This is a genomic window from Novosphingobium sp. BL-S-20, from assembly GCF_055521635.1.
Genome location: NZ_CM145493.1, coordinates 376487 through 395708, shown reverse-complemented (window position 1 = coordinate 395708; position 19222 = coordinate 376487). Strand labels below are relative to the sequence as shown.

Annotated in this window: 16 protein-coding genes; 4 read left to right on the top strand and 12 right to left on the bottom strand. The window is 62.9% G+C overall.

Annotated elements, in window-relative coordinates:
• Positions 1–482 precede the first annotated feature (482 nt).
• Positions 483–1664, top strand: a complete 1182-nt coding sequence (nhaA, locus tag ACZ1II_RS01790) for a Na+/H+ antiporter NhaA (protein ID WP_465144092.1) — start codon at positions 483–485, stop codon at positions 1662–1664.
• Here the strand turns inward: nhaA and ACZ1II_RS01785 are convergent.
• The 11 genes from ACZ1II_RS01785 to ectA all read right to left on the bottom strand — a co-directional run bounded on the left by ACZ1II_RS01785 (position 1655) and on the right by ectA (position 14498).
• On the bottom strand, positions 1655–3376 hold the full coding sequence (locus tag ACZ1II_RS01785; protein ID WP_465144091.1) for an SLC13 family permease: 1722 nt from the start codon (positions 3374–3376) through the stop codon (positions 1655–1657). The two genes, nhaA and ACZ1II_RS01785, sit on opposite strands and share 10 nt — an antisense overlap.
• Positions 3373–4944, bottom strand: a complete 1572-nt coding sequence (locus tag ACZ1II_RS01780; protein ID WP_465144090.1) for a DUF389 domain-containing protein — start codon at positions 4942–4944, stop codon at positions 3373–3375. The genes ACZ1II_RS01785 and ACZ1II_RS01780 overlap by 4 nt, the downstream gene beginning before the upstream one ends.
• Before the next feature lie 107 nt (positions 4945–5051).
• Complete coding sequence (locus tag ACZ1II_RS01775) at positions 5052–5891, bottom strand: hypothetical protein (protein ID WP_465144089.1); 840 nt, start codon at positions 5889–5891, stop codon at positions 5052–5054.
• Positions 5892–5894: 3 nt separating this feature from the next.
• Complete coding sequence (locus tag ACZ1II_RS01770; protein WP_465144088.1) at positions 5895–7133, bottom strand: mechanosensitive ion channel family protein; 1239 nt, start codon at positions 7131–7133, stop codon at positions 5895–5897.
• A 104-nt stretch (positions 7134–7237) separates the two neighbouring features.
• On the bottom strand, positions 7238–8500 hold the full coding sequence (locus ACZ1II_RS01765) for an MFS transporter (protein ID WP_465144087.1): 1263 nt from the start codon (positions 8498–8500) through the stop codon (positions 7238–7240).
• Between the two features lie 53 nt (positions 8501–8553).
• Entirely contained in the window at positions 8554–9822 is a 1269-nt protein-coding gene (locus ACZ1II_RS01760; protein WP_465144086.1) for an MFS transporter, read from the bottom strand.
• A gap of 55 nt (positions 9823–9877) precedes the next feature.
• Positions 9878–11317 (bottom strand): aspartate kinase, encoded by a 1440-nt coding sequence (locus tag ACZ1II_RS01755; RefSeq protein ID WP_465144085.1) that lies wholly within the window; start codon positions 11315–11317, stop codon positions 9878–9880.
• On the bottom strand, positions 11314–12240 hold the full coding sequence (gene thpD, locus ACZ1II_RS01750; RefSeq protein WP_465144084.1) for an ectoine hydroxylase: 927 nt from the start codon (positions 12238–12240) through the stop codon (positions 11314–11316). Before thpD ends, ACZ1II_RS01755 begins: the two co-directional genes overlap by 4 nt.
• A gap of 18 nt (positions 12241–12258) precedes the next feature.
• Positions 12259–12645: an ectoine synthase gene (locus ACZ1II_RS01745; RefSeq protein WP_054436098.1), complete on the bottom strand. Its 387-nt coding sequence runs from the start codon at positions 12643–12645 to the stop codon at positions 12259–12261.
• A gap of 30 nt (positions 12646–12675) precedes the next feature.
• Positions 12676–13989: a diaminobutyrate--2-oxoglutarate transaminase gene (ectB, locus tag ACZ1II_RS01740; RefSeq protein ID WP_465144083.1), complete on the bottom strand. Its 1314-nt coding sequence runs from the start codon at positions 13987–13989 to the stop codon at positions 12676–12678.
• Between the two features lie 17 nt (positions 13990–14006).
• Complete coding sequence (ectA, locus tag ACZ1II_RS01735) at positions 14007–14498, bottom strand: diaminobutyrate acetyltransferase (RefSeq protein ID WP_465144507.1); 492 nt, start codon at positions 14496–14498, stop codon at positions 14007–14009.
• Between the two features lie 335 nt (positions 14499–14833).
• Here ectA and ACZ1II_RS01730 point away from each other — a divergent pair, with 335 nt between their 5' ends.
• On the top strand, positions 14834–15280 hold the full coding sequence (locus tag ACZ1II_RS01730; protein WP_465144082.1) for a MarR family winged helix-turn-helix transcriptional regulator: 447 nt from the start codon (positions 14834–14836) through the stop codon (positions 15278–15280).
• Positions 15281–15661: 381 nt separating this feature from the next.
• Entirely contained in the window at positions 15662–16585 is a 924-nt protein-coding gene (locus ACZ1II_RS01725; RefSeq protein WP_465144081.1) for a bifunctional helix-turn-helix transcriptional regulator/GNAT family N-acetyltransferase, read from the top strand.
• A 395-nt stretch (positions 16586–16980) separates the two neighbouring features.
• Here ACZ1II_RS01725 and ACZ1II_RS01720 read toward each other — a convergent pair whose 3' ends face one another.
• Entirely contained in the window at positions 16981–17874 is an 894-nt protein-coding gene (locus ACZ1II_RS01720; RefSeq protein ID WP_465144080.1) for a LysR family transcriptional regulator, read from the bottom strand.
• Between the two features lie 123 nt (positions 17875–17997).
• Between ACZ1II_RS01720 and ACZ1II_RS01715 the strand changes: the two genes are divergently transcribed.
• The gene (locus ACZ1II_RS01715) at positions 17998–19179 is read left to right on the top strand and encodes an aldo/keto reductase (RefSeq protein ID WP_465144079.1); all 1182 of its coding nucleotides are present in this window, start codon (positions 17998–18000) and stop codon (positions 19177–19179) included.
• The last annotated feature ends 43 nt before the right edge of the window (positions 19180–19222 follow it).

Here is a 19222-nt window from a genome sequence, read left to right as displayed (position 1 = left end):
TCTAGGGTATTATCTCCTGCAACCTGCCGCTCTTCAGATGATCCTTTACCTGATAGGCAAAACTCCGGACGATCCCGTGGCCAGAAAGAGCTACGTCGATGCCGGCTTGCGTGCTGTTGACCGAGAGGGGCGGCCTGATCGAACTCCTATGTCCGTCTACAGCGCCGCTTACCGGTCGTTCCGTCGCTGATCTTTCTAGGCTTGGTGCGTCCAGATCTGCTTGCCCATTCAGGATTTTTGAGACGGGCCGTGAAGAGATCGGTGGATTCCGTGCAAAGGTTTCGGGAAAACCGCGAACCCCGATCTCGGCACTGCTTGAAGTTTCAGCGATAAGCGAATGTTATCAGTTTCAGAAACCGTAACCCTTGCGTCACGCTCTTCCCGTCTGCAATAGCGACAGCCGGGTGTTCGCCATTAATGGCGGCAGGTTTTGTAGTATCGGTCGGGCCGCCGGTGCATGTCAGATCACGCCCGGAGTCCGTATGGTCCTCGCTCGCCTCAAATCCCCCAGTGCGCTTCGTCGTTTTCTCGACGGTCAGGCCAATGCCGGCCTGTTCCTCATGGCTATGGCGGCGCTCGCGCTCGTCCTCGACAATTCCCCTTTCGCCCCGGACTATGAAGAAGTCCTGCGTTTTCACGTCGGACCACTTTCGGTTGCGCATTGGATCAACGATGCGCTCATGGCGGCGTTTTTCCTGCTGGTCGGACTGGAGATCAAGCGCGAGATGCTCGACGGGCAGCTAGCCTCGTGGCCCCGGCGTCTCTTACCCGGCATCGCCGCGCTTGGCGGAATGCTTGTCCCCGCATTGCTGTTCTTTGGCCTCAATAGCGGTGAAACGGCACGCGGATGGGCCATTCCTACGGCGACGGATATTGCCTTTGCGCTGGGCGTGATCTCGCTGCTCGGCACCCGTGTTCCGGCATCGCTAAAGGTATTCCTTGCAGCCTTGGCGATCATTGACGACCTCGGCGCTGTCGTCATCATCGCGCTCTTTTATACAGCGCAAATCTCCATGGTAGACCTCGCTTGCGCGGGCGGGGTCATGACGATCCTGATTGCTCTCAACCGCCTGAAAGTGCGCAAGCTGCTGCCTTACCTACTCCTCGGCGCATTGCTGTGGTTCTTTGTTTTCCGCTCGGGTATCCATGCAACCATTGCCGGTGTCGCGCTGGCCCTGACCATTCCGCTCGATATCACGCCGAGCAAGCACGACAGCGACGCCGCCAGTCCGCTGCACCGGCTTGAGAAGGCGCTGCACGTCCCGGTCGGCTTCATCATCGTCCCGCTGTTCGCGCTCGTAAACGCAGGTGTCCCGGTACTCACTCTGCCGCTTCGCGCGCTTGCCGAACCAGTGACGCTTGGCGTCGCAGTGGGGTTGCTTCTCGGCAAGCCGATTGGCGTCTTCGGATTTACCGCGCTTGCTGTCCGGTTTGGTCTTGCCGATGCGCCTGCTCACGCAAGCCGGATGCAGATGCTGGGGGTTGCCCTGCTGTGCGGCATCGGCTTTACCATGAGCCTGTTCATCACGCTCCTGGCATTCCCCGGTGCTCCGATACTCCAGTCGGAAGCGAAAATCGGTATCCTTGCAGGATCCGTCCTCTCGGGGCTGGCCGGCTTCGTCGTTTTGCGCCTGGCGAACCGGGAAATTCCGGATCAGGCGTAAAGTAGCGATAGGGTAAGCGCCGCGCCGCCCACGACGAGCGCAACCAGCGGCGCGCCCATGCGCGCGTAGTCACTGAACCGATAGCCTCCGGGCCCCATGACCAGTAGGTTGTTCTGATGACCGATCGGCGTCAGGAAATCCGACGAGGCGCCGATCAGCACCGCCAGCAGCGCGGCATCAGGACTTACATGCAGGAGGTTTGCTGCATCGATCGCCAGTGGCCCCATGATGATCGCAGTTGCCACATTGTTGAGGAAAATCGACAGTAGCAAGGTGACCGAGCACAGCGCTGCGAGCACTCCGATGAGCGGTATCCCGCCGAGGACCTGTCCCAGCCACTGCGCGGCGATGGCGGCAGCACCGCTATGTTCGAAGCTTTGCCCGACCGGTATCATTGCAGCGAGCAGGACGATCACGCTCCAGTCGATGGAACGGTAGACTTCCTCGGCAGGCAGCAGGCGCAGCGCTGCAATGAGCACGGCTGCCCCGGTAAAGGCGAGGGCCGGCGATAGTCCGAGGCCGACGATGGAGCCGATTGCCGCAGCGAAAATGGAAAGGATTGCGATGGCTTGCGGGCGTGCCGTCGGCACCGGATCGTGCCGATCGATCTCGAGGAGGCGGGCTCCGGCGCAAAAGGCGCCCAGAACATGTTGCGGGCCTCGGATGTAGAGCTGGTCGCCGGGGCCGATGCGCATGTCGACGAGCTGGACTCGCTCTTTGGCGACCCTGGGGCCTACAGCCACAACCTGCAATTGTTGCAGGCTCCTCGTACGCACCTCGTCATAGCCCATGCCGATGAGCAGCGAACCGTAGGCCACCACGACCCGACCGGTAACTGCATCGGGATCGCGATCGACGGCAACGTCGGAGGTGAGGCCCGATTTGGCCGCGACGGACCACTGGTTTTCTCGCGAGAGCACCAGCAATCGATCCCGGGGCAGGAGCCGATCGATGCCCTCGACTCGCTCGATATCGCGAAAAGTCGCAAGGAGGCGCGCGCCGGATCGACGAAGGCGCTGACGCAATTCAGCGAAATCGAAAGCCTCTTCGCCCACTTCGAGTTCGTAAACGCGCCAGGGGGCCTTACCATCTGTCACCTCGACTCCCCGGTTCGGCAGGAAACGCCAACCGACGAGCGCCAGATAGGCGAGACCCACAATTGTGACGGCAGTGCCTGCCGGCGTCATGGTGAAGAAGCCGAAAGGCTCGCCAAGCCGTGCCTCCCGCACAGAGGAGAGGATGAGATTGGCCGGTGTGCCGATCAACGTCGTCATGCCGCCCAGGATCGTGGCGAAAGCAAGCGGCATGAGTGTTGCCGCGGGCGAACGTCTTGCAGACCGCGCGATTTCCGACGCGATCGGCATGGTTATGACCAGCGCAGCTATGTTGTTCATGAACGCAGAAAGCAGGGCGCCGACAAGAAGCAGGCTGGAAAGGCGTATCGCGAATGGTGCGCCCGGGGGAATGATCCTGCTCGCTATTGCAGCGGCCGCGCCGCTGAGCTCGATGGCGCGGCCAACCACAAGTACTGCCGCAACTGCGATCACGGCCGGGTCAGCAAAGCCGGTGAAGGCTTCTGCAGGCGTCACAAGTCCCACGGCAAGAGAGGCAATGAGCGCGAACAGCGCGACAAGATCGTGTCGCACTCGCTCCGAGACGAACAGGACCAGTGCGCCGAGCAGGATCAGCGCGCTGACAAGGGCTGGGCTCAAGGCCTTTCCTCGTCAGCAGTGGCGGCCCGGAGCACAAACCGGCTGCCTGCGGCTGGAGCAGGCTTGGGTTCGATACCGTTTTCACGTAAAAGTGCGGCGATTGTGAGGGCGCGGCGCTCGGTGAGCGCAGGTGTTTCTGGCGTAGTTTCGGGAAGACCTGGAACCGCGAGAGCGCGGACATTCCAGTGCTGAGCCGCCCATGCCGAAGTCAGCACCGCCTCGCGAGAAGGCCCGTCCAATTGGTCACCATTGCTGATAAAGCCAATTGGCGGATAGGGCATTTGCGGTGGGGTCAGGACAATGTCCCATCCTTGCGCCTGCTCGGCGACGCGGCGCTCCAATGTACGGTAGGTTGCCAGCGAGGCTCCGGGCAAGAAAGACGCCGTTGCCATGGCGCGGTGATGGTCGCGGTCGATGGTAACACTGTCAGGGGCAATGCCGGCCGTGAGCGCCAGAACGTGCGAGAGCGCAGCAATGCGCTGGCTCTCGATAGCCGCAGCCTCACCTGCCTGGCGCAATTCCTCGCGCTGCGCATCGATGGCCCCCGCTCCCGGCTCCAGGACGACCTGATCGAGTCGCAATTTCAATGGTTCGCCAAGCCTCTCGGTCAAATCCTGCTGCAAGCCGTTTGATCGTTCAAGGCTCGCCCGCGGAGCGATGATCACGGCCCGCACGACCAGCGGCTCACTGTCGAAGTCTATGTCGAGCTGGCTTATGCGCGCGTCCGCGCCGAAACGCTGGACCAAGAACGTTCGGGTCTGATTAAGGGTCACGGTTTCGCCGGCGATTTGTCGTAGGGAAATGCCGAGCGGGATTGCCATGGCAATGAAGACAAAGAGCAGTACGAACGTCTGCGTCCAGGTCTGCTGGCTGCTGAGGTGATGCCCGAAGCCGTAAAAGCGCGCCATGACCGTGGCGGACAATGCGATGGTCACAAAGTTCGTGACGAAAAGGGCAAAGGCTCCGCCTAGGATCGGCATGTTCCAGGTTGCAAGGCCATAGCCCACGACCGCGAGCGGGGGCATCAGCGCTGTCGCGATCGCGACGCCGACAATCGTATCGCCGCGCCCCCGGATGATCGCAAATGTTCCGGCAAGCGCCGCGAAGAGGGCAACGGCGAGGTCAAATAGATTGGGCCGGGTTCGCGCGATGATTTCGGCAGTCGGAGCCTGTAAAGGAGAAAGCGCGACGATGAGCGCAGTAAAGATCACAGCTGCCACTGAGCCTATTGCCAGAGCCGTCAGCGACCGGCGCATTTCGGAGAAATCGAAGAGGGCCAGACTAAAGCCGAGCCCAAGGATCGGGCTCATCAAGGGGGAGATCAGCATCGCCCCGATGACGACTGCGGGCGAGGAAAGGAGCAGGCCGAGAACGGCGATGCCCGCCGACATCATCACCATGAAGGCATAGCGCGGAGACCAGCCGCTGTCCTCCTGGATGCGATCAAGGACAATCTGGTGATCGACACGTCCGACAACCGAGCGGCACCACCAGCGATAGAGCGCCAAGCGCTGATAATGGGCTTCCGTACTTTCGCGCGAAAGCGCCGCCCCGCTCGCTTGGACCATATCGTCTCTCCGTTTCGGCCTGTCCGATCGGATCAGGAACGCAAGCAATGCTATGCTGGTTCTCGGTTAAAGTCCGCCGGTATCAAGCCCATGCGATGTATGGATACCTATTGGCTCCGCTCGCATGGCCCCAGTGCCGCCAGAACCATGCGATAGTCCGCGTAGGCTTGCTGTTTGGACGGGAAAGTGCCCGAGACGTAAGCACTTTGCGGTGGCGACGCCGGAAGGAAGCAGGCAAGGTTGTACCATTCGAGCGTGTCTTTGCTGGGGGGATGCAGATCGCCTCCCGTCAGTTCCGAAAGCGAGACACCCCAGGTTTCGGGCTGGCCGGGCATGTGGCGCACGGCGATCGTCACCGGGCCCTTTTTCGTATCAAGAAAGATCTGCGTGCGGCCCTGCCCCGCAAGATTTCCGGGAACATAGCCCAGTTCCCTTACACCGGTTACCGGGGCTGGCGCACGCGGCGAGACCAGTGCACGCAGTACCCCGCGCAGGCGGTTCTCCCGTTCCGGAGACCAAATCTGCTGCGCGGCGGGTTCCACCAGCTTGATCTCCTTGGGGCGGCCAGGCACCCTCGATGCGAAAAGGAAAACGTCCTTCCCCACAAAAGCCGTAGCGCTTTGCGCTGGAGCATCGGGCAGATCGACCAGATACTGCAGCGAAGCCCCGATCCCGCTCTTGCCGTATAGCAGCGCCCGCGTGCTGGCTTCGGCATAGTAGCGACGATGATTTGGCAGCAGTGTGCCCGGTGCAGCGCTCGCCACCGGCTTCAATTGCGTTATCCGCGCCAGCACGACGAGGTCAGCCTTTTTTGATAGCTCTACCGTGTCCACGTAGGTTCCCTGGTCTGCCGAAAAGGAACGGACCTGGGCAAGCGAGGCGCTGGACATGAACGAGCAGGTGGCGGCTGCCAGGCCGATCAGCAGGATTGAGATGCGAGCGGGCATAGTTCAGGGGTTCCGCTGAAAGGATACAGGGGCGGGCGAGAAAAAATTGCCTTCAGGGCTACGCCCTGGACCTTGCGAGAGAAAGGTAAAATCTGCCCCCGTTGGCCGCTGGAAAACCCTCAGCCCGAATTCCGGCATGACTGCGAGCAGATGGTCGAAGATGTCGGCCTGAATCGTTTCGTATTGCGCCCAGACCGTAGTTGTTGCGAAAGCGTAGATTTCGAGCGGAAGGCCATTCTCGCTGGGCGCCAGCTGGCGCACTAGCAGGGTCTTGTCGTCGGCTATATCGGGCCGCGCCTTCAGGTAGGCCAGGACATAGGCGCGGAAAGTGCCGAGGTTGGTCAACCGCCGCGCATCGAGAATTTCGCTGGGAGCATGTTTCCGGTTCCACGCCTGCACTTCGTCCCGGCGCTGCTGGAGATAATCGCGCAGCACGCTGAACCGGGCGAATTTCGCAAGGTCGGCCTCACCGAGAAAGCCGATCGAATTCTGGTCGATCATCAAGGCACGCATGATCCGGCGACCGCCGGATTCGGACATGCCGCGCCAGTTGCGGAAGCTCTCCGTAATCAGGCGATAGGTGGGGATCGTGGTGATCGTCTTGTCGAAATTCTGAACTTTCACGGTGTGCAGAGCGATGTCGATCACATCGCCGTTGGCATCGAGCTTGGGCATCTCGATCCAGTCGCCCACGCGGACCATGTCGTTGGAGCCGATCTGCACAGAGGCGACGAGCGAGAGGATCGTGTCCTTGAACACCAGCATGAGAACCGCTGCCATGGCGCCAAGGCCCGACAGCAGCAGAAGAGGCGACTGGTTCATCAGCGCCGCCAGCATCAGGATCGCGGCTGCGGCATAGACCAGCAGGTTAGCGACCTGGACATAGCCCTTGATCGGCCGGTTCCCGGCATCGGGACGGCGCTGGTAGAGCTCGTTGCCGAGAGTCAGCGTCGCCGTGACGGCAAGGGCAAGCGTCAGGATGATGATCACTGCGCAAAGGCTGTGGACGAACGAAACGAACTCCATCGGCAGGCCGGGTACGGCAGCGATGCCCACTTGCACGATCACGGTCGGCAGGATGTTCGAAAGGCGCGCGGCGATGGCGCCGACATGGCGCGCTTCCGCCTCAAACGGACTGCGCCCGAGCAGGCGAAGCACGCCCTTGAGCACGATCCGCTTGGCGACCCAGTTCGCCAGGGCCGCACCGGCCAGCAGCGCCAGCAGGGCAATGCCCGTCTGCATCCAGGGCTCGCTCGCCCAGGGCAGGTCCAGAATTGGAAAACGGAAAGTCGATGGGGATCGGGTAGACAAGACGGTTCCTCAGAAGGATCGGGACGGCGACCTTTTCAGGTCGTTGGCAGCGGCTTTCCGGCGCTTTCCGGGGTGAATTCCAGCGCGAGAAGGCCGCAGAGGCAGGCCAGGATCATGACGTAGGCAGGCACCAGCGGGTTGCCTGTCAAATCGATGAGCCAGGCGTTGACGACAGGTGCCGTGCCTCCGAACAGCGAGGTAGACAGGTTGTAGGCCAGCGCAAAGCCTGCAAATCGTACCGAGGTGGGGAAGAAGGCCGGGAAGGTCGCCGAAATCGTGGCGAGTTGGGGCACATAGAGGAGGCCGAGCAGGACGTAGCCGATCGCCGCCTGTACCGGGCCGAGCCCCATGAGATGGTAGAGCGGGATGACCAGCAGGGTGAGCCCCAGCAGCGATGCCCGCCACATCGGCTTGCGGCCGATGCGGTCGGACTGTGCTCCGGCGAACGGGAGCAGGAGCATCATGAACAGCATCCCCGAGATCGGCACGACCAGGGCCGTGTCGGTGGCAAGGCCGAGACGGCGCTCAAGATAGGTCGGCATGTAGCTCAGCAGCGTGTAGTTGACCACGTTGAGGGCGATGACGAGGCCGCTCATCGCCAGCAGGGGGCGGCGATAGCGGGAAAGCAGGTGGCGAAGTCCGGCTGGTGCTGCCTCTCCGCTCTCGCGCTGCGCCTCGGCTTCCTGAAACAGGGGCGTCTCCGCCATGCGCGCCCGCAAGTAGAGGCCGACCAGCCCTAGCGGACCGGCCAGCAGGAACGGCAGGCGCCAAGCCCAATCGCGCATCGCCGTGTCCCCCAGCAGCAGCGAGAAGCCCAGCATCATCAGGGCGCCGGCGCTGAAACCGGCCAGGGTGCCCACTTCCAGAAAACTGCCGTAGAAGCCGCGCTTCTCGTCCGGAGCATATTCGGCCATGAAGATCGCGGCACCGCCGTATTCGCCGCCGGTGGAGAAACCCTGCACCATGCGCAGGACCACCAGCAGCGCGGGTGCCCAGCCGCCGATAGCGGCATAGGAGGGGATGAGACCGACGCCGACAGTGGCACCGGCCATGAGCAGGATCGTCAGGCCGAGCACGGCCTTGCGGCCATAGCGGTCTCCCAGCGGCCCCCAGAACAGGCCGCCCAGCGGACGCACCAGGAACGAGATCGCAAAAGTGGCAAGCGCGAACAGCGTTGCCTCCGCCGTCTCGCCGGGAAACAGGGCGGCTGAAATATAGCTCACGCCATAGGCGTAGATACCGTAGTCGAACCACTCGGTGGCATTGCCGATGGCGGATGCGGAGATGGCTCGGCGCAAGTCGTGCGGCGCGGCGCTTTGTTTTTGAGCGGGCAGTATTCTGGCGGGCGGATTCAATGACGGCTCCCTGTTTCCCCGGGCTCGTCCCGGGCCGCGGATGTTTCCGAAGCGAGCGGATCGAGCGAAGCGGCCAGTGGCGAGGTGCGCGGCAGGCCGACGTAGCTTTCCTGAAGGTGGGCGGGCACGGGGTCCGACTTCGCCTGCCGCAGCATCGCGAACGAAAGCGCGGCGCTTGCGCAGGCGGCGATGAACAGGAAAAGTCCCGAAGCGCCTGTAAGGGACACGGCCAGGGATCCCGTGGCCGGCCCGGCAGCAGCGCCCAGCGAATAGACGAGCACGAGACCGCCGCTCGCCGCCACACGCTTTTCCGGCGCAAGGTGGTCGTTGGTATGGGCCGCGCATAAGGGATAGAGCGCGAAACTCAGCCCTCCGAAAAGGGCGCCGAGCCCGAGCAGCAGCGCCCCCGCCTGCGCCGTGAGGGCGATCGTCAACGCGGCGGCCAGCGTCCCGGCGAAAGCGAGCACGATAACCTTGCGGCGGTCGATACGGTCGGACAGCCAGCCGAGCGGCCATTGCAGCACCACGCCGCCCAGGATCACCGCACTCATGAACAGGGTGGTCTGCGAAAGATCCATGCCCAGCCGGCGCGCGAACACGGCGCCGAGCGCATAGAAAGCGCCGAGCATCACGCCGGTCAGCCCGGCACCGACCATGCCGAGAGGCGAGGTTTGGTAGAGTTCCCGAAACGGGAGCGGCGCGAAATCGCCGGTTTCGGGCTCGGTGATACGCGTCAGAAGCACAGGAATCGCCGCCAGGGAAATCAGGATCGATCCCACCAGCAGCGGCACTGCCGGTTCTCCCGCTCCCAGGCGGATGAGGAACTGCCCCGTCGCCTGCCCGCCGTAGAGCATGATCATGTAGCCGGCCAGCACCATGCCCCGCCGATCCGGTTCGGCGCGCTCGTTCAGCCAGCTCTCCACGCAGACGTAGATTCCCGCGAGGCACAGTCCATCGAAGAAACGCAGCGCGCCCCAGAACACCGGGTTGGTGTGGAGCGCATAGGCCAGCGTATCCGCGCTGAGCAGCGTGACGAAGGCCGCAAAGGCCCGGATATGGCCGATGCGTCCTACCAGCGCGGGCACGCGAACCGACCCAAGAGTGAGTCCGGCGAAATAAGCGGTTCCGACGAGGCCGATCGCAAGGGCTCCGCTTCCCGCCCGCTCCAGCCGCAGCGCGACAAGCGTGTTGAGGAACCCGCCGCCCGCCATGAGCAGGAAGATGGCGATCAGCAGGCTGCGGACGGGAAGGATGGCCTTTAGCATAATGACGATGCGGCGCCCTTTCCGCCGAAGTGCGGAAAAAGGGCGCCTTTGCCGGTCAGGCCGCCGCGCGGTCGCTGGCAGTGCCCGCTTCGACCAGGGCCGCGTGAAGGGCACGGATGGCTTCCTCGAAGTCCGGCGCCGCGACGATGAACTGGACGTCCACGCCCTGGATCTGATGCTGGAGCGCGACGAGGCCGATGCCCGCCCCATCCAGCGCGGCAAGGGCGCGAGGCACAAGTCCGGGCTCGGACAAGTCGCTGCCGATCACCGAGACCATCGCCACTTCCTGCGCGGTCACCACCGATCCGGGCCACTGCGCGCACAAGTCGTCGACGATCTGCGCGGCCTGTTCGCTGCCGGTGCCGCTGAGGTAATGGGTGATGGTATTGGCGTTGGAACTCTTGCTGACGATCCAGGCGCCGTGGCGGGTCAGCGTTTCCAGGATCGCCGCGTCGTAGCCCTTCTCTCCCACCATGTCCTGCTCGAAGAATTGCAGGGCCTGGATCGAAGCGAGACCGGTGACGATCTCCACGCGTGGTGCTTTGGAAACGTAGTCGCCCTCGATCAGCGTACCTTCGTCATGACGCTCGAACGTGTTGCGGACTCGCAGCGGGATACCCGACTGGCGCAGGCCCCTGCCCGCACGCGGATGGATCGCTTCCATGCCGAGGTTGGCGAGCTGGTCGGCCACGTCATAATTGGTCCACCCGATCTTGCGCGCCCGGCTTTCGCCGACGAGACGGGGATCCGCGCTGGAGAGATGGAACTCCTTGTGGATGACCGCCTCGCGCGCGCCGGTGACGACGGCGATGCGGGAGAAAGTCATCTCGGAGTAGCCGCGGGCATAGCGGCGCACCATGCCGCCTTCGCAGCCCGCGTAGCCGGTGACGATCGGCATCTCGCGCGAGAGATCGATCGAGGCGAAGGCAATGCGGATGCGTTCGTCGAGATCGACCAGATCGTCCTGGTTCCAGACGGAAAGATCGACGAAGACGGCATTGACGCCGCGATCGCGCAGAAGCAGCGCGGTGGAGTGCGCGGCATGGGCCTCGCCCAGACCGGCCAGCATTTCCCGCAAGGTGGCGATCTGCTCGGAGAGGCGGAAATGGCCATGGCGGCGCAGGCGGTCGAGATCATCGAGGCAGGATTCCAGCGCGGCAATCCGCTCCGCGACGAAACGGTCTGCTTCCTCGCGGCTTTCCGGGCGCGCGAACATTTCGGCATTGCGCGCCCACATGGCGCCCAGAACTTCAGTCAGCGCGGTTCGCCATGCGCCCGCCGCCTCGTTGCGCACGAAATGGCCGTGAACGCCCGGCTCGCCGCTCTTCTTGTGCTCCAGCAGCAGATCGGTCATCCCGGCATAGGCCGAAACCACGAAGATCCGGTTGTAGAGATCCGCGCCCTCGCGTCCGGCGACCAGCACGTTCTCGAACACGGTGGAGGTTGCGGCCATGGACGTACCGCCGATCTTTTCGACGCTGTGCGTTCCCGTCATGCAGCAACTCCTTCGACAAGTCCCTCGATTGCCCCAGAAATCGGCACTACCGGTGAGAAATCGCGCGCAGCGATGAATTCGGGCCGCGGCGCGGGCGCGGCATAGGGCGCGGTCAGCCGGTTGCTCACGGCGTTGTAGACCAGGAAGGCATTGGCGCGCGGGAACGGCGTGATGTTGCCGTTGGAGCCGTGCATGATGTTGCAGTCGAACACCACCACCGTACCCGGCTTGCCGACCGGCGCGTCGATCCCGTGGCGATGGGCCAGCTCGGCCAGGCTGAGTTCGTCGGGAACGCCGTATTCCTGGCGCCGCAGCGACTGGCGGTAGTGGTCCTGCGGCGTTTCGCCGACGCAGGACACGAACGTCCCCTGCGAACCGGGGATCACCATCAGCGGCCCGTTGTTCGGCGTGTTCTCCGCCAGCAGGACCGACATGGACAGCGCCCGCATCGCGGGCATCCCGTCCTCGGCATGCCAAGTCTCGAAATCGGAATGCCAGTAGAACTCCTTGCCCGCGAAGCCCGGCTTGTAATTGAGCCGGGTCTGGTGGAGGTAGACCTCGTCGTCGAGCAGGAAAGCCGCGACACCGGCCAGCCTCCGGTCCGCGGCAAGGCGGGCCATGACGTCGCTCTGGGCGTGAATCTCGAAGATCGAGCGGACTTCCCGGCTGCCGGGTTCGGCAATGACCGTCTCGTCCTTGAGACCGGCGGGATCGGCCAGGAGGCGCCCCGTTTCAGCCTGCAGCGCGGCGACTTCCTGCGCCGAGAACAGGTTTTCCAGCACGAGATAGCCGTTCCGGTCGAACTGTTCGACCTGGGTTGCGGTCAGCGGCGTGGCGGGGTGCCAGGCGCGCCGCGCGACGGGTTCGTCTCGCGGCTGGAGCCTGGGTTCGCTTTCGCATCGGGTGGGATAGAGATCCTGCATCGTTTGCCTGCCCCTCCCTCAGTCAGCCAGAGCCGGATAGGCGCCGTTCTCGTCGTGGACCTCGCGGCCGGTGACGGGCGGATTGAAAGTGCAGGCGCAGAGAATGTCCTCCACCGGACGCACGATGTGGCGGTCATGGGCATTGAGCGCATACATCACCCCCGGCTTCAGTTCGTGGGTCTCGCCGGTGCCGAGATCCTCGATCGTGCCGCTGCCCTGAAGGACGAGCACGGCTTCCAGATGGTTCTGGTAATGCATGTGCAATTCCTCGCCCGCGAACATCGTGGTGACGTGGAACGAGAAGCCCATCCGGTCATCCTTGAGCAGCAGGCGGTCGCTGACCCAGCCCTTGCCCTGGACGTGACGGTCGGACTTGCGGATATCTTCGAGATTGCGAACGATCATGGGTATGTTCCTTTAATGCTGGGATCGGGCTCAGGCGGCGACGCCGAGCTTGCGGTTGGCGAGCGCAGGGAACGCATCGGCCACGGCTTCTTCCAGGATATCGAGACCGGCATTGAGCAGGGCATCGTCGATCACCAGCGGCGCCAGCACCTTGACGATCTCGTCGTAAGCGCCGCTGGTCTCGATGATCAGGCCCTGCGCAAAGCAGGCGGCGGTGATCTTTCCGGCCACCTCGCCGCTGCCCACATCGATGCCGCGCATCATGCCCCGGCCACGGGTGGACAGCCCGTGGCGCGCGGCGATCGCTTCGAGGCGGCGTTCCAGGATGCCGCCGCGGCGGGCGATATCGTCGGCAAAGGCCGGGTCCGCCCAGAATTCGCGCAAGGCCGCCGTGGCCGTCACGAAGGCATGGTTGTTGCCCCGGAACGTGCCGTTGTGCTCGCCAGGGGACCACTGATCGAACTCCGGCCGCATCAGCGTCAGCGCGAAGGGCAGGCCCATGCCGGAGAGCGACTTGGCCAGCGTGACGATGTCCGGCGTGAAGCCCAGGCCGTCGAAGCTGAAGAAGCCGCCGGTGCGGCCGCAACCGGCCTGGATGTCGTCCACGATCAGCAGGGCGCCGTGCTTGCGGGCGATGGCGGCGATCCGGCGCAGCCACTCGGGCGAAGCGGCATTGAGGCCGCCTTCGCCCTGCACGGTCTCGACGAGGAAGGCGGCAGGCGCATCGAGCCCGCTGGACGGATCCGACAGGCGCTGTTCCAGCAGTTCGGCCGTATCGACATCCGGCCCGTAGTAGCTGTCGAACGGTTCATGGCTGACGTGACTGAGCGGCACGCCCGCACCGCTGCGCTTGCCCGCATTTCCGGTACAGGCCAGCGCGCCCAGGGTCATGCCGTGGAAGCCGTTGGTGAAAGCGATCACCATCTCGCGCCCGGTAACCTTGCGCGCCAGCTTGATGGCCGCCTCGACGGCATTGGTGCCGGTGGGGCCGGTGAACATCGCCCGATAATCGAGCCCGCGCGGTTCAAGGATCACTTCCTCGAAAGTGCGCAGGAACTCGCTCTTGGCCTTGGTGTGGAGATCAAGCGCATGGGTGACGCCGTCACGGGCGATATAGTCAATCAGGGCCTGCTTCAGCACCGGGTGGTTGTGTCCGTAGTTCAGCGAGGAGCAGCCGGACAGGAAATCGAGATAGCGCCCGCCCTTGCTGTCGTGCAGCCAGACGCCTTCGGCGCGGTCGAACTGGCGGGGCATGGTACGCGAATAGCTGCGCACCTCGGATTCGCGGCGGTCATAGATGCTGGTATCCGGCGCATGCGCGCTCGGCTTGGGAATCGTCGTCATCTGGAGGAATTTCCTGTTCAGTTGGACGGAATGAACGGCAGGGGCGAAATGCTCGCCTGCCATTCGGTGTCGTGCGCTCCGGCGAAATGGGCATCGCGTTCGAAACGCGGGGAGCGCGTCAGCACGGCGCCGTGGCGCCGCGCGAAGGCGGAGAAAAGGCCCCAGGAGGCCGAGTTCGCCTCGGTAATGGTCGTGGTGAGCTCACGCGCGCCGCGCGAAGCACTGCGGGCGATCAATGCGTCGAGCATGCGCCCGCCGAGGCCCTCCCCGCGCGCCTCGGCGGCGACGGCGACCTGCCAGACAAAGATCCGGTCGGGATGGGAGGGCGGACGATAGGCGGAAATCCAGCCGAGCAGCCGGCCTTCCCTTTCGGCGACCACGCAAGTTCCGGCAAAGTCGCTGCACTGGAGAAGATTGCAGTAGGCCGAGTTGACGTCCAGCGGCGGCGAGGCCGCGATCAAGGCGGAGACCGCCGGGCCGTCCTCGGCAATGGGTTCGCGCAGGACAATGGCGGGGCTGGCAGTGGGGCTGGCGACTGTGCCGGAATTTCCCTCCGCGACGCCGCCCTCGTCGCGCACGCGGATCGGGCTCGCGGAATCGCTCCGCGGGCGAACTTCATTCACATTATCATCAAATATTACTTCACCCTCCGAAGCACGTTCGCGTGCTTGGCTGTTGCCATGTCCTTCGTCGTTCTCGCGTATTACCATAGGGATTGTGAGGAGATGCGCAACAGCAGGGAGCCGAAAATTCCGCTTTCATGCCTTCATGGAACTGCAATTAATTCGATTTTCGAAGCATCTTCGTACTTGGCGCAAACCCGCAGGAAAGCTAGCTGTCGGGCATGGAAATCGATCTCACACCGGCGGCACTTCTGGCCCTGCGAAAAATTCTCGATGCAGCCGAACTGGAGAACCGGAAAATGGCCGCCGCGACGGGCCTGACCTCCTCGCAGGCACTGGTGCTGCGGCAGATCGGAGGCCATGAGACGATCACACCGAGCGCCGTCGCGAGCGCCCTGGGATTTGGACAGGCGACGATCACCAACATCGTCGATCGCCTTGTGGCAGCGCAGCTCGTGACGCGCACGCGCGGTCTGACCGACAAGCGGCAGGTCATGCTGCAAGTCACCGAACTCGGCCGGGAAAAGCTGAAGGCATCGCCGTTTCCGCTCCAGATGCGCTTCAGCCAGGGCTACGCTGGCCTTGCCCCCTGGGAGCAGGCTATGATCCTGGCCGCGCTGGAACGGCTCGATGGGTTGCTTACGCCCGAGGGCGCAGGCCTGGTCTGATCAAACGGCTTCGAACGGAAGGATTTAGAGAAGCGGCGGAGATTGCCACGCATCCTTCCCATCATATCGAAGTCGTCGCTGGAACGCTGGGGAGACAGAGCGACAAACGACACTAAACATTGGGCGGAATGGCCGAAAAGGTCATCGAGCGCTTTGAATGCGCGTGCAACCAGTCCCGCCCTTGTCAGTGTCGCCTGAGCCCGCCGACATTGCCGTCATTCAGTGACCCCGTCACGTTCTGCCAAAGCAGCCACTCAGCAAGCAAGAAACGCCGCCGCTTCCTTGCAGGCACCGCGGTCAATCCAAACCCTCGGCACATTGTTGACTCAATCAACACTCTTGCATAATATTGATTGAGTCAACAATGTGCCGAGTGGATAAATGTCCTCCCCTACCCCTCAGGATGTCGAGCTCCTTCGTGGCTTCAACAGAACCTATACCGCGCGCCTTGGCCTGCTTGATGCTCATCTCGCAAACAGCCCATTCACGCTGAGCGAAGCACGAATTCTGTTCGAGCTTGCCCATCGCGATGAACCAACCGCCGCTGAAATTGCCCGATCGCTCGATCTCGATCGAGCCCAGCTGAGCCGGACGCTCAAGCGCTTTGGCGAGCGGGGTCTCGTAATAAGCCGGGAGAACCCGGATCACGGGCGCCATCAGCTGCTCAAGCTTACGCCTGCAGGCACCACCGCATTCGCCGAGCTTGAGGATGCAGCACAGGAGGGGGTGTATGAACTACTCCAGGAGATTCCGTTTTCCCGGCGACGCCGCCTCCTAAGCGCAGCGGGATCGATCCAGGAAATACTTGAGGCTAGCACGCCTCCTGCTTTGGTATTGAGGAAGTTAGCGCCTGGAGACATCGGTTTCATCGTCCATCGCCAAGCGATCCTTTACGCGGGCGAGTATGGATACGATGGCAGCTATGAGGCTCTGATTGCGGGCATCCTCGCCGAATTCCACCAGTCATTCGACCCTGAACTCGAAGCCGCCTGGATTGCCGAGTTGGATGGCAGAATAGCCGGATCGATTTTCCTTGTACGTACCTCCGAGCCGGGCGTAGCCAAACTTCGCCTGCTCTACGTCGAGCCGGCGGCTCGCGGAACTGGCGTTGGCGGACGATTGGTCGAGGCCTGCATCGATCGTGCCCGCGCCGCGGGTTACGCGAGGCTGGACCTTTGGACCGACAGCCAACTAGCTGCCGCGCGCCGGCTCTACGAGCGTTCGGGCTTCAAGCTGCAGGAGACAAAACGCGAGCGCCACTTTGGGCAGGACATCGGAAGCGAAACCTGGTCTCTTGACCTGTAGCATCCATCTCGAGCAGCAATCCGTTTTGACTATTGCTGGCCGGCTCTGCTCGTTCATAGTGATCTTCTTCCGTGAAGGAAGAAGGGCGCTGGAAGGTGCGACCCGATCCCAGCAACGGCGGCAGGCTTTCTCGACCCCTCAGCCGCCGCCCCTTACCCCCTGCAAATGCTTGGTACGCCGACAGAGATGCCGTTCAGCGCATCACCTGCTCCCCCTCAAAGCCGCCTTCCGTTCACCAATCTACGCCCTCTCCTGAACGACCCGGTATGGCCGATTGCAGACTGGCGGCTTCGAGAATCAAAACTGCACGAAGCCGCCATTCCTAAGCAACTCGCGGGAATGGCAGCTACTGACGTAATCCCTGTCGCCTGCCAGCCTCGTAACCCGCCATCCGGTTACGCCCGGAAGCGAAGGGCATCTACGAGTAGCGCAAAGGCCGGGGTCTGCTGCCGACGGCTGGGGTAATAAAGGTGATAGCCCGACATCGGCGCGGACCAATCAGCCAGGACACGCGCCAGCCGTCCAGTCTTCAAATGATCCCGCACGATATCTTCGGGAAGATATCCCAACCCCAATCCCGCAAGGGCAGCGTCAAGCTGCAACGTGACGGTGTTGAATGCCACCTGGCCATGCGGGCGCACCTTGATCTCATGGCCGTCCTTAACGAACGGCCAGCTCCACAGACCGCCTGAGGTCGGCAGGCGCAATGCTATGCACTGGTGCGCCGTCAGGTCGTGCGGGGTCTGAGGTATGCCATGCATCGCGAAATAGGCTGGTGACCCGACGACACAGTGCGCGAAGTCAGCGCCGATCCGCACCGCGATCATGTCCTGCGCGACTTGCTCGCCAAGCCTGACACCCGCATCGAATCTGTCCGCCACGATGTCGGCCAAGCGGTAGTCGTTGATGATCTCAACTGTGATGTCGGGATATTCAGGCAGCAGTTTTGCGAGTGCTGGCGCAAGGATGGTCTGCGATGCGTGTTCGACCGAGGTGATCCGCAGGGCGCCAGCCGGCTTGTCTCGCAGTTCGCTCAATGCCGCGAGGCCAGCGTCGATGCCGTCCAGATGCGGGCCAACCGATCGGACGAGCTGCTCACCTGCTTCGGTGGTCGAGACGCTGCGCGTCGTTCGTGTAAGCAGGCGGACGCCCAATCGCGCCTCCAGCGCAGTCATCTTCGCGCTGAGTGCAGGTTGCGAAATGCCGAGCTGTGCCGCTGCGCGAGTGAAGCTCTGTTCCCGCGCAACCGCCAGAAAGGCATAGAGGTCATCCGTGCTTTCGCGCGCCATTGATAATCCCAGATTATAACTTCAAGACGATTACACGCCATAATCATATGGCGATGCAATGCCTATTGTTGGTTTGAGATCGGAGCTGACGCCCGACGACCCAACTAAAAGGCGGCGCAAACGATGAGACCTCATGAAAATCCCGGCCTTGGCAACGATGAGGTCGCGGGCGCGCAGCCCAGTCGCGAACCGTCTCGCCGTCAATTCCTCGCCACCTCGGCAATGCTCGGCACCGCTGCCGCTGCTGGTTCCTTCCTCGGCGTCGGCCCGGCGGCCGCCTCCAGCCACCAGACCCCTCAAATTACGAGAAGCAGAACCATGAAACAGCGCAAACTAGGCAATTTAGTCGTCTCCGAGATCGGCTCGGGCTGCATGAACATGAGCGGCAATTACAACGGCCCAATCCCGACCGAGCAGGGCGTGAAGACGATCCGCACAGCGTTCGAGAATGGCGTTACCTTCTTCGACACCGCTGAGGTCTATGGTCCTTATATCAATGAGGAACTGGTCGGTGAGGCGCTGGCGCCGATCCGCGATCAGGTGAAAATCGCCACCAAATTCGGGTTCGCCATCGATGGTACGATCGCGCTGAACAGCCGCCCCGATCATATCCGCAAGGTCGTCGAGCAATCGCTGAAGCGTCTGCGCACCGATCGCATCGACCTCTATTATCAGCACCGCGTCGATCCCGCCGTTCCGATCGAAGACGTTGCGGGTACGATCAAGGACCTCATCGCAGAGGGCAAGGTGCTGAATTTCGGCCTGTCCGAGGCCAGCGCCAAGACGATCCGCCGTGCCCATGCCGTGCAGCCGGTGGCAGCTGTGCAAAGCGAATATTCGCTGTGGACGCGCAATATCGAACTGAATGGCGTGATGGCGGCGTGCGAAGAACTGGGCATTGGCATCGTCCCTTGGGCACCCCTCGGCGAAGGCTTCCTCACCGGCAAGCACGATCCCGATACGAAGTATGACGCGAAGACGGATTTCCGGTCAGGCTTCCCGCGCTTCTCGGAGGAATTCATGCCGCTCAACATGCCGATCATCGAATGGATCAGGGGCTATGCGGCGAAGAAAGGCGTGACCCCCGCGCAGATTTCGCTCGCCTGGCTGCTGGCCAAGGGGCCGGGAATCGTGCCGATCCCCGGCACCCGCAACGTGGATCATCTCCTCGAAAATCTCGGCGCACAGCGCGTGCAACTGAGTGCCGCCGATGTGCAGGAGATTGACATTTCGCTCTCCAAATTCCCGGTCTTCGGCGACCGTATGGGCGAAGCCCATATGAGCCAGATCGACTACACGGTCTGATCGATCCGCGATCGACGCGACCGGCTCCATGCGCCGGTCGCCT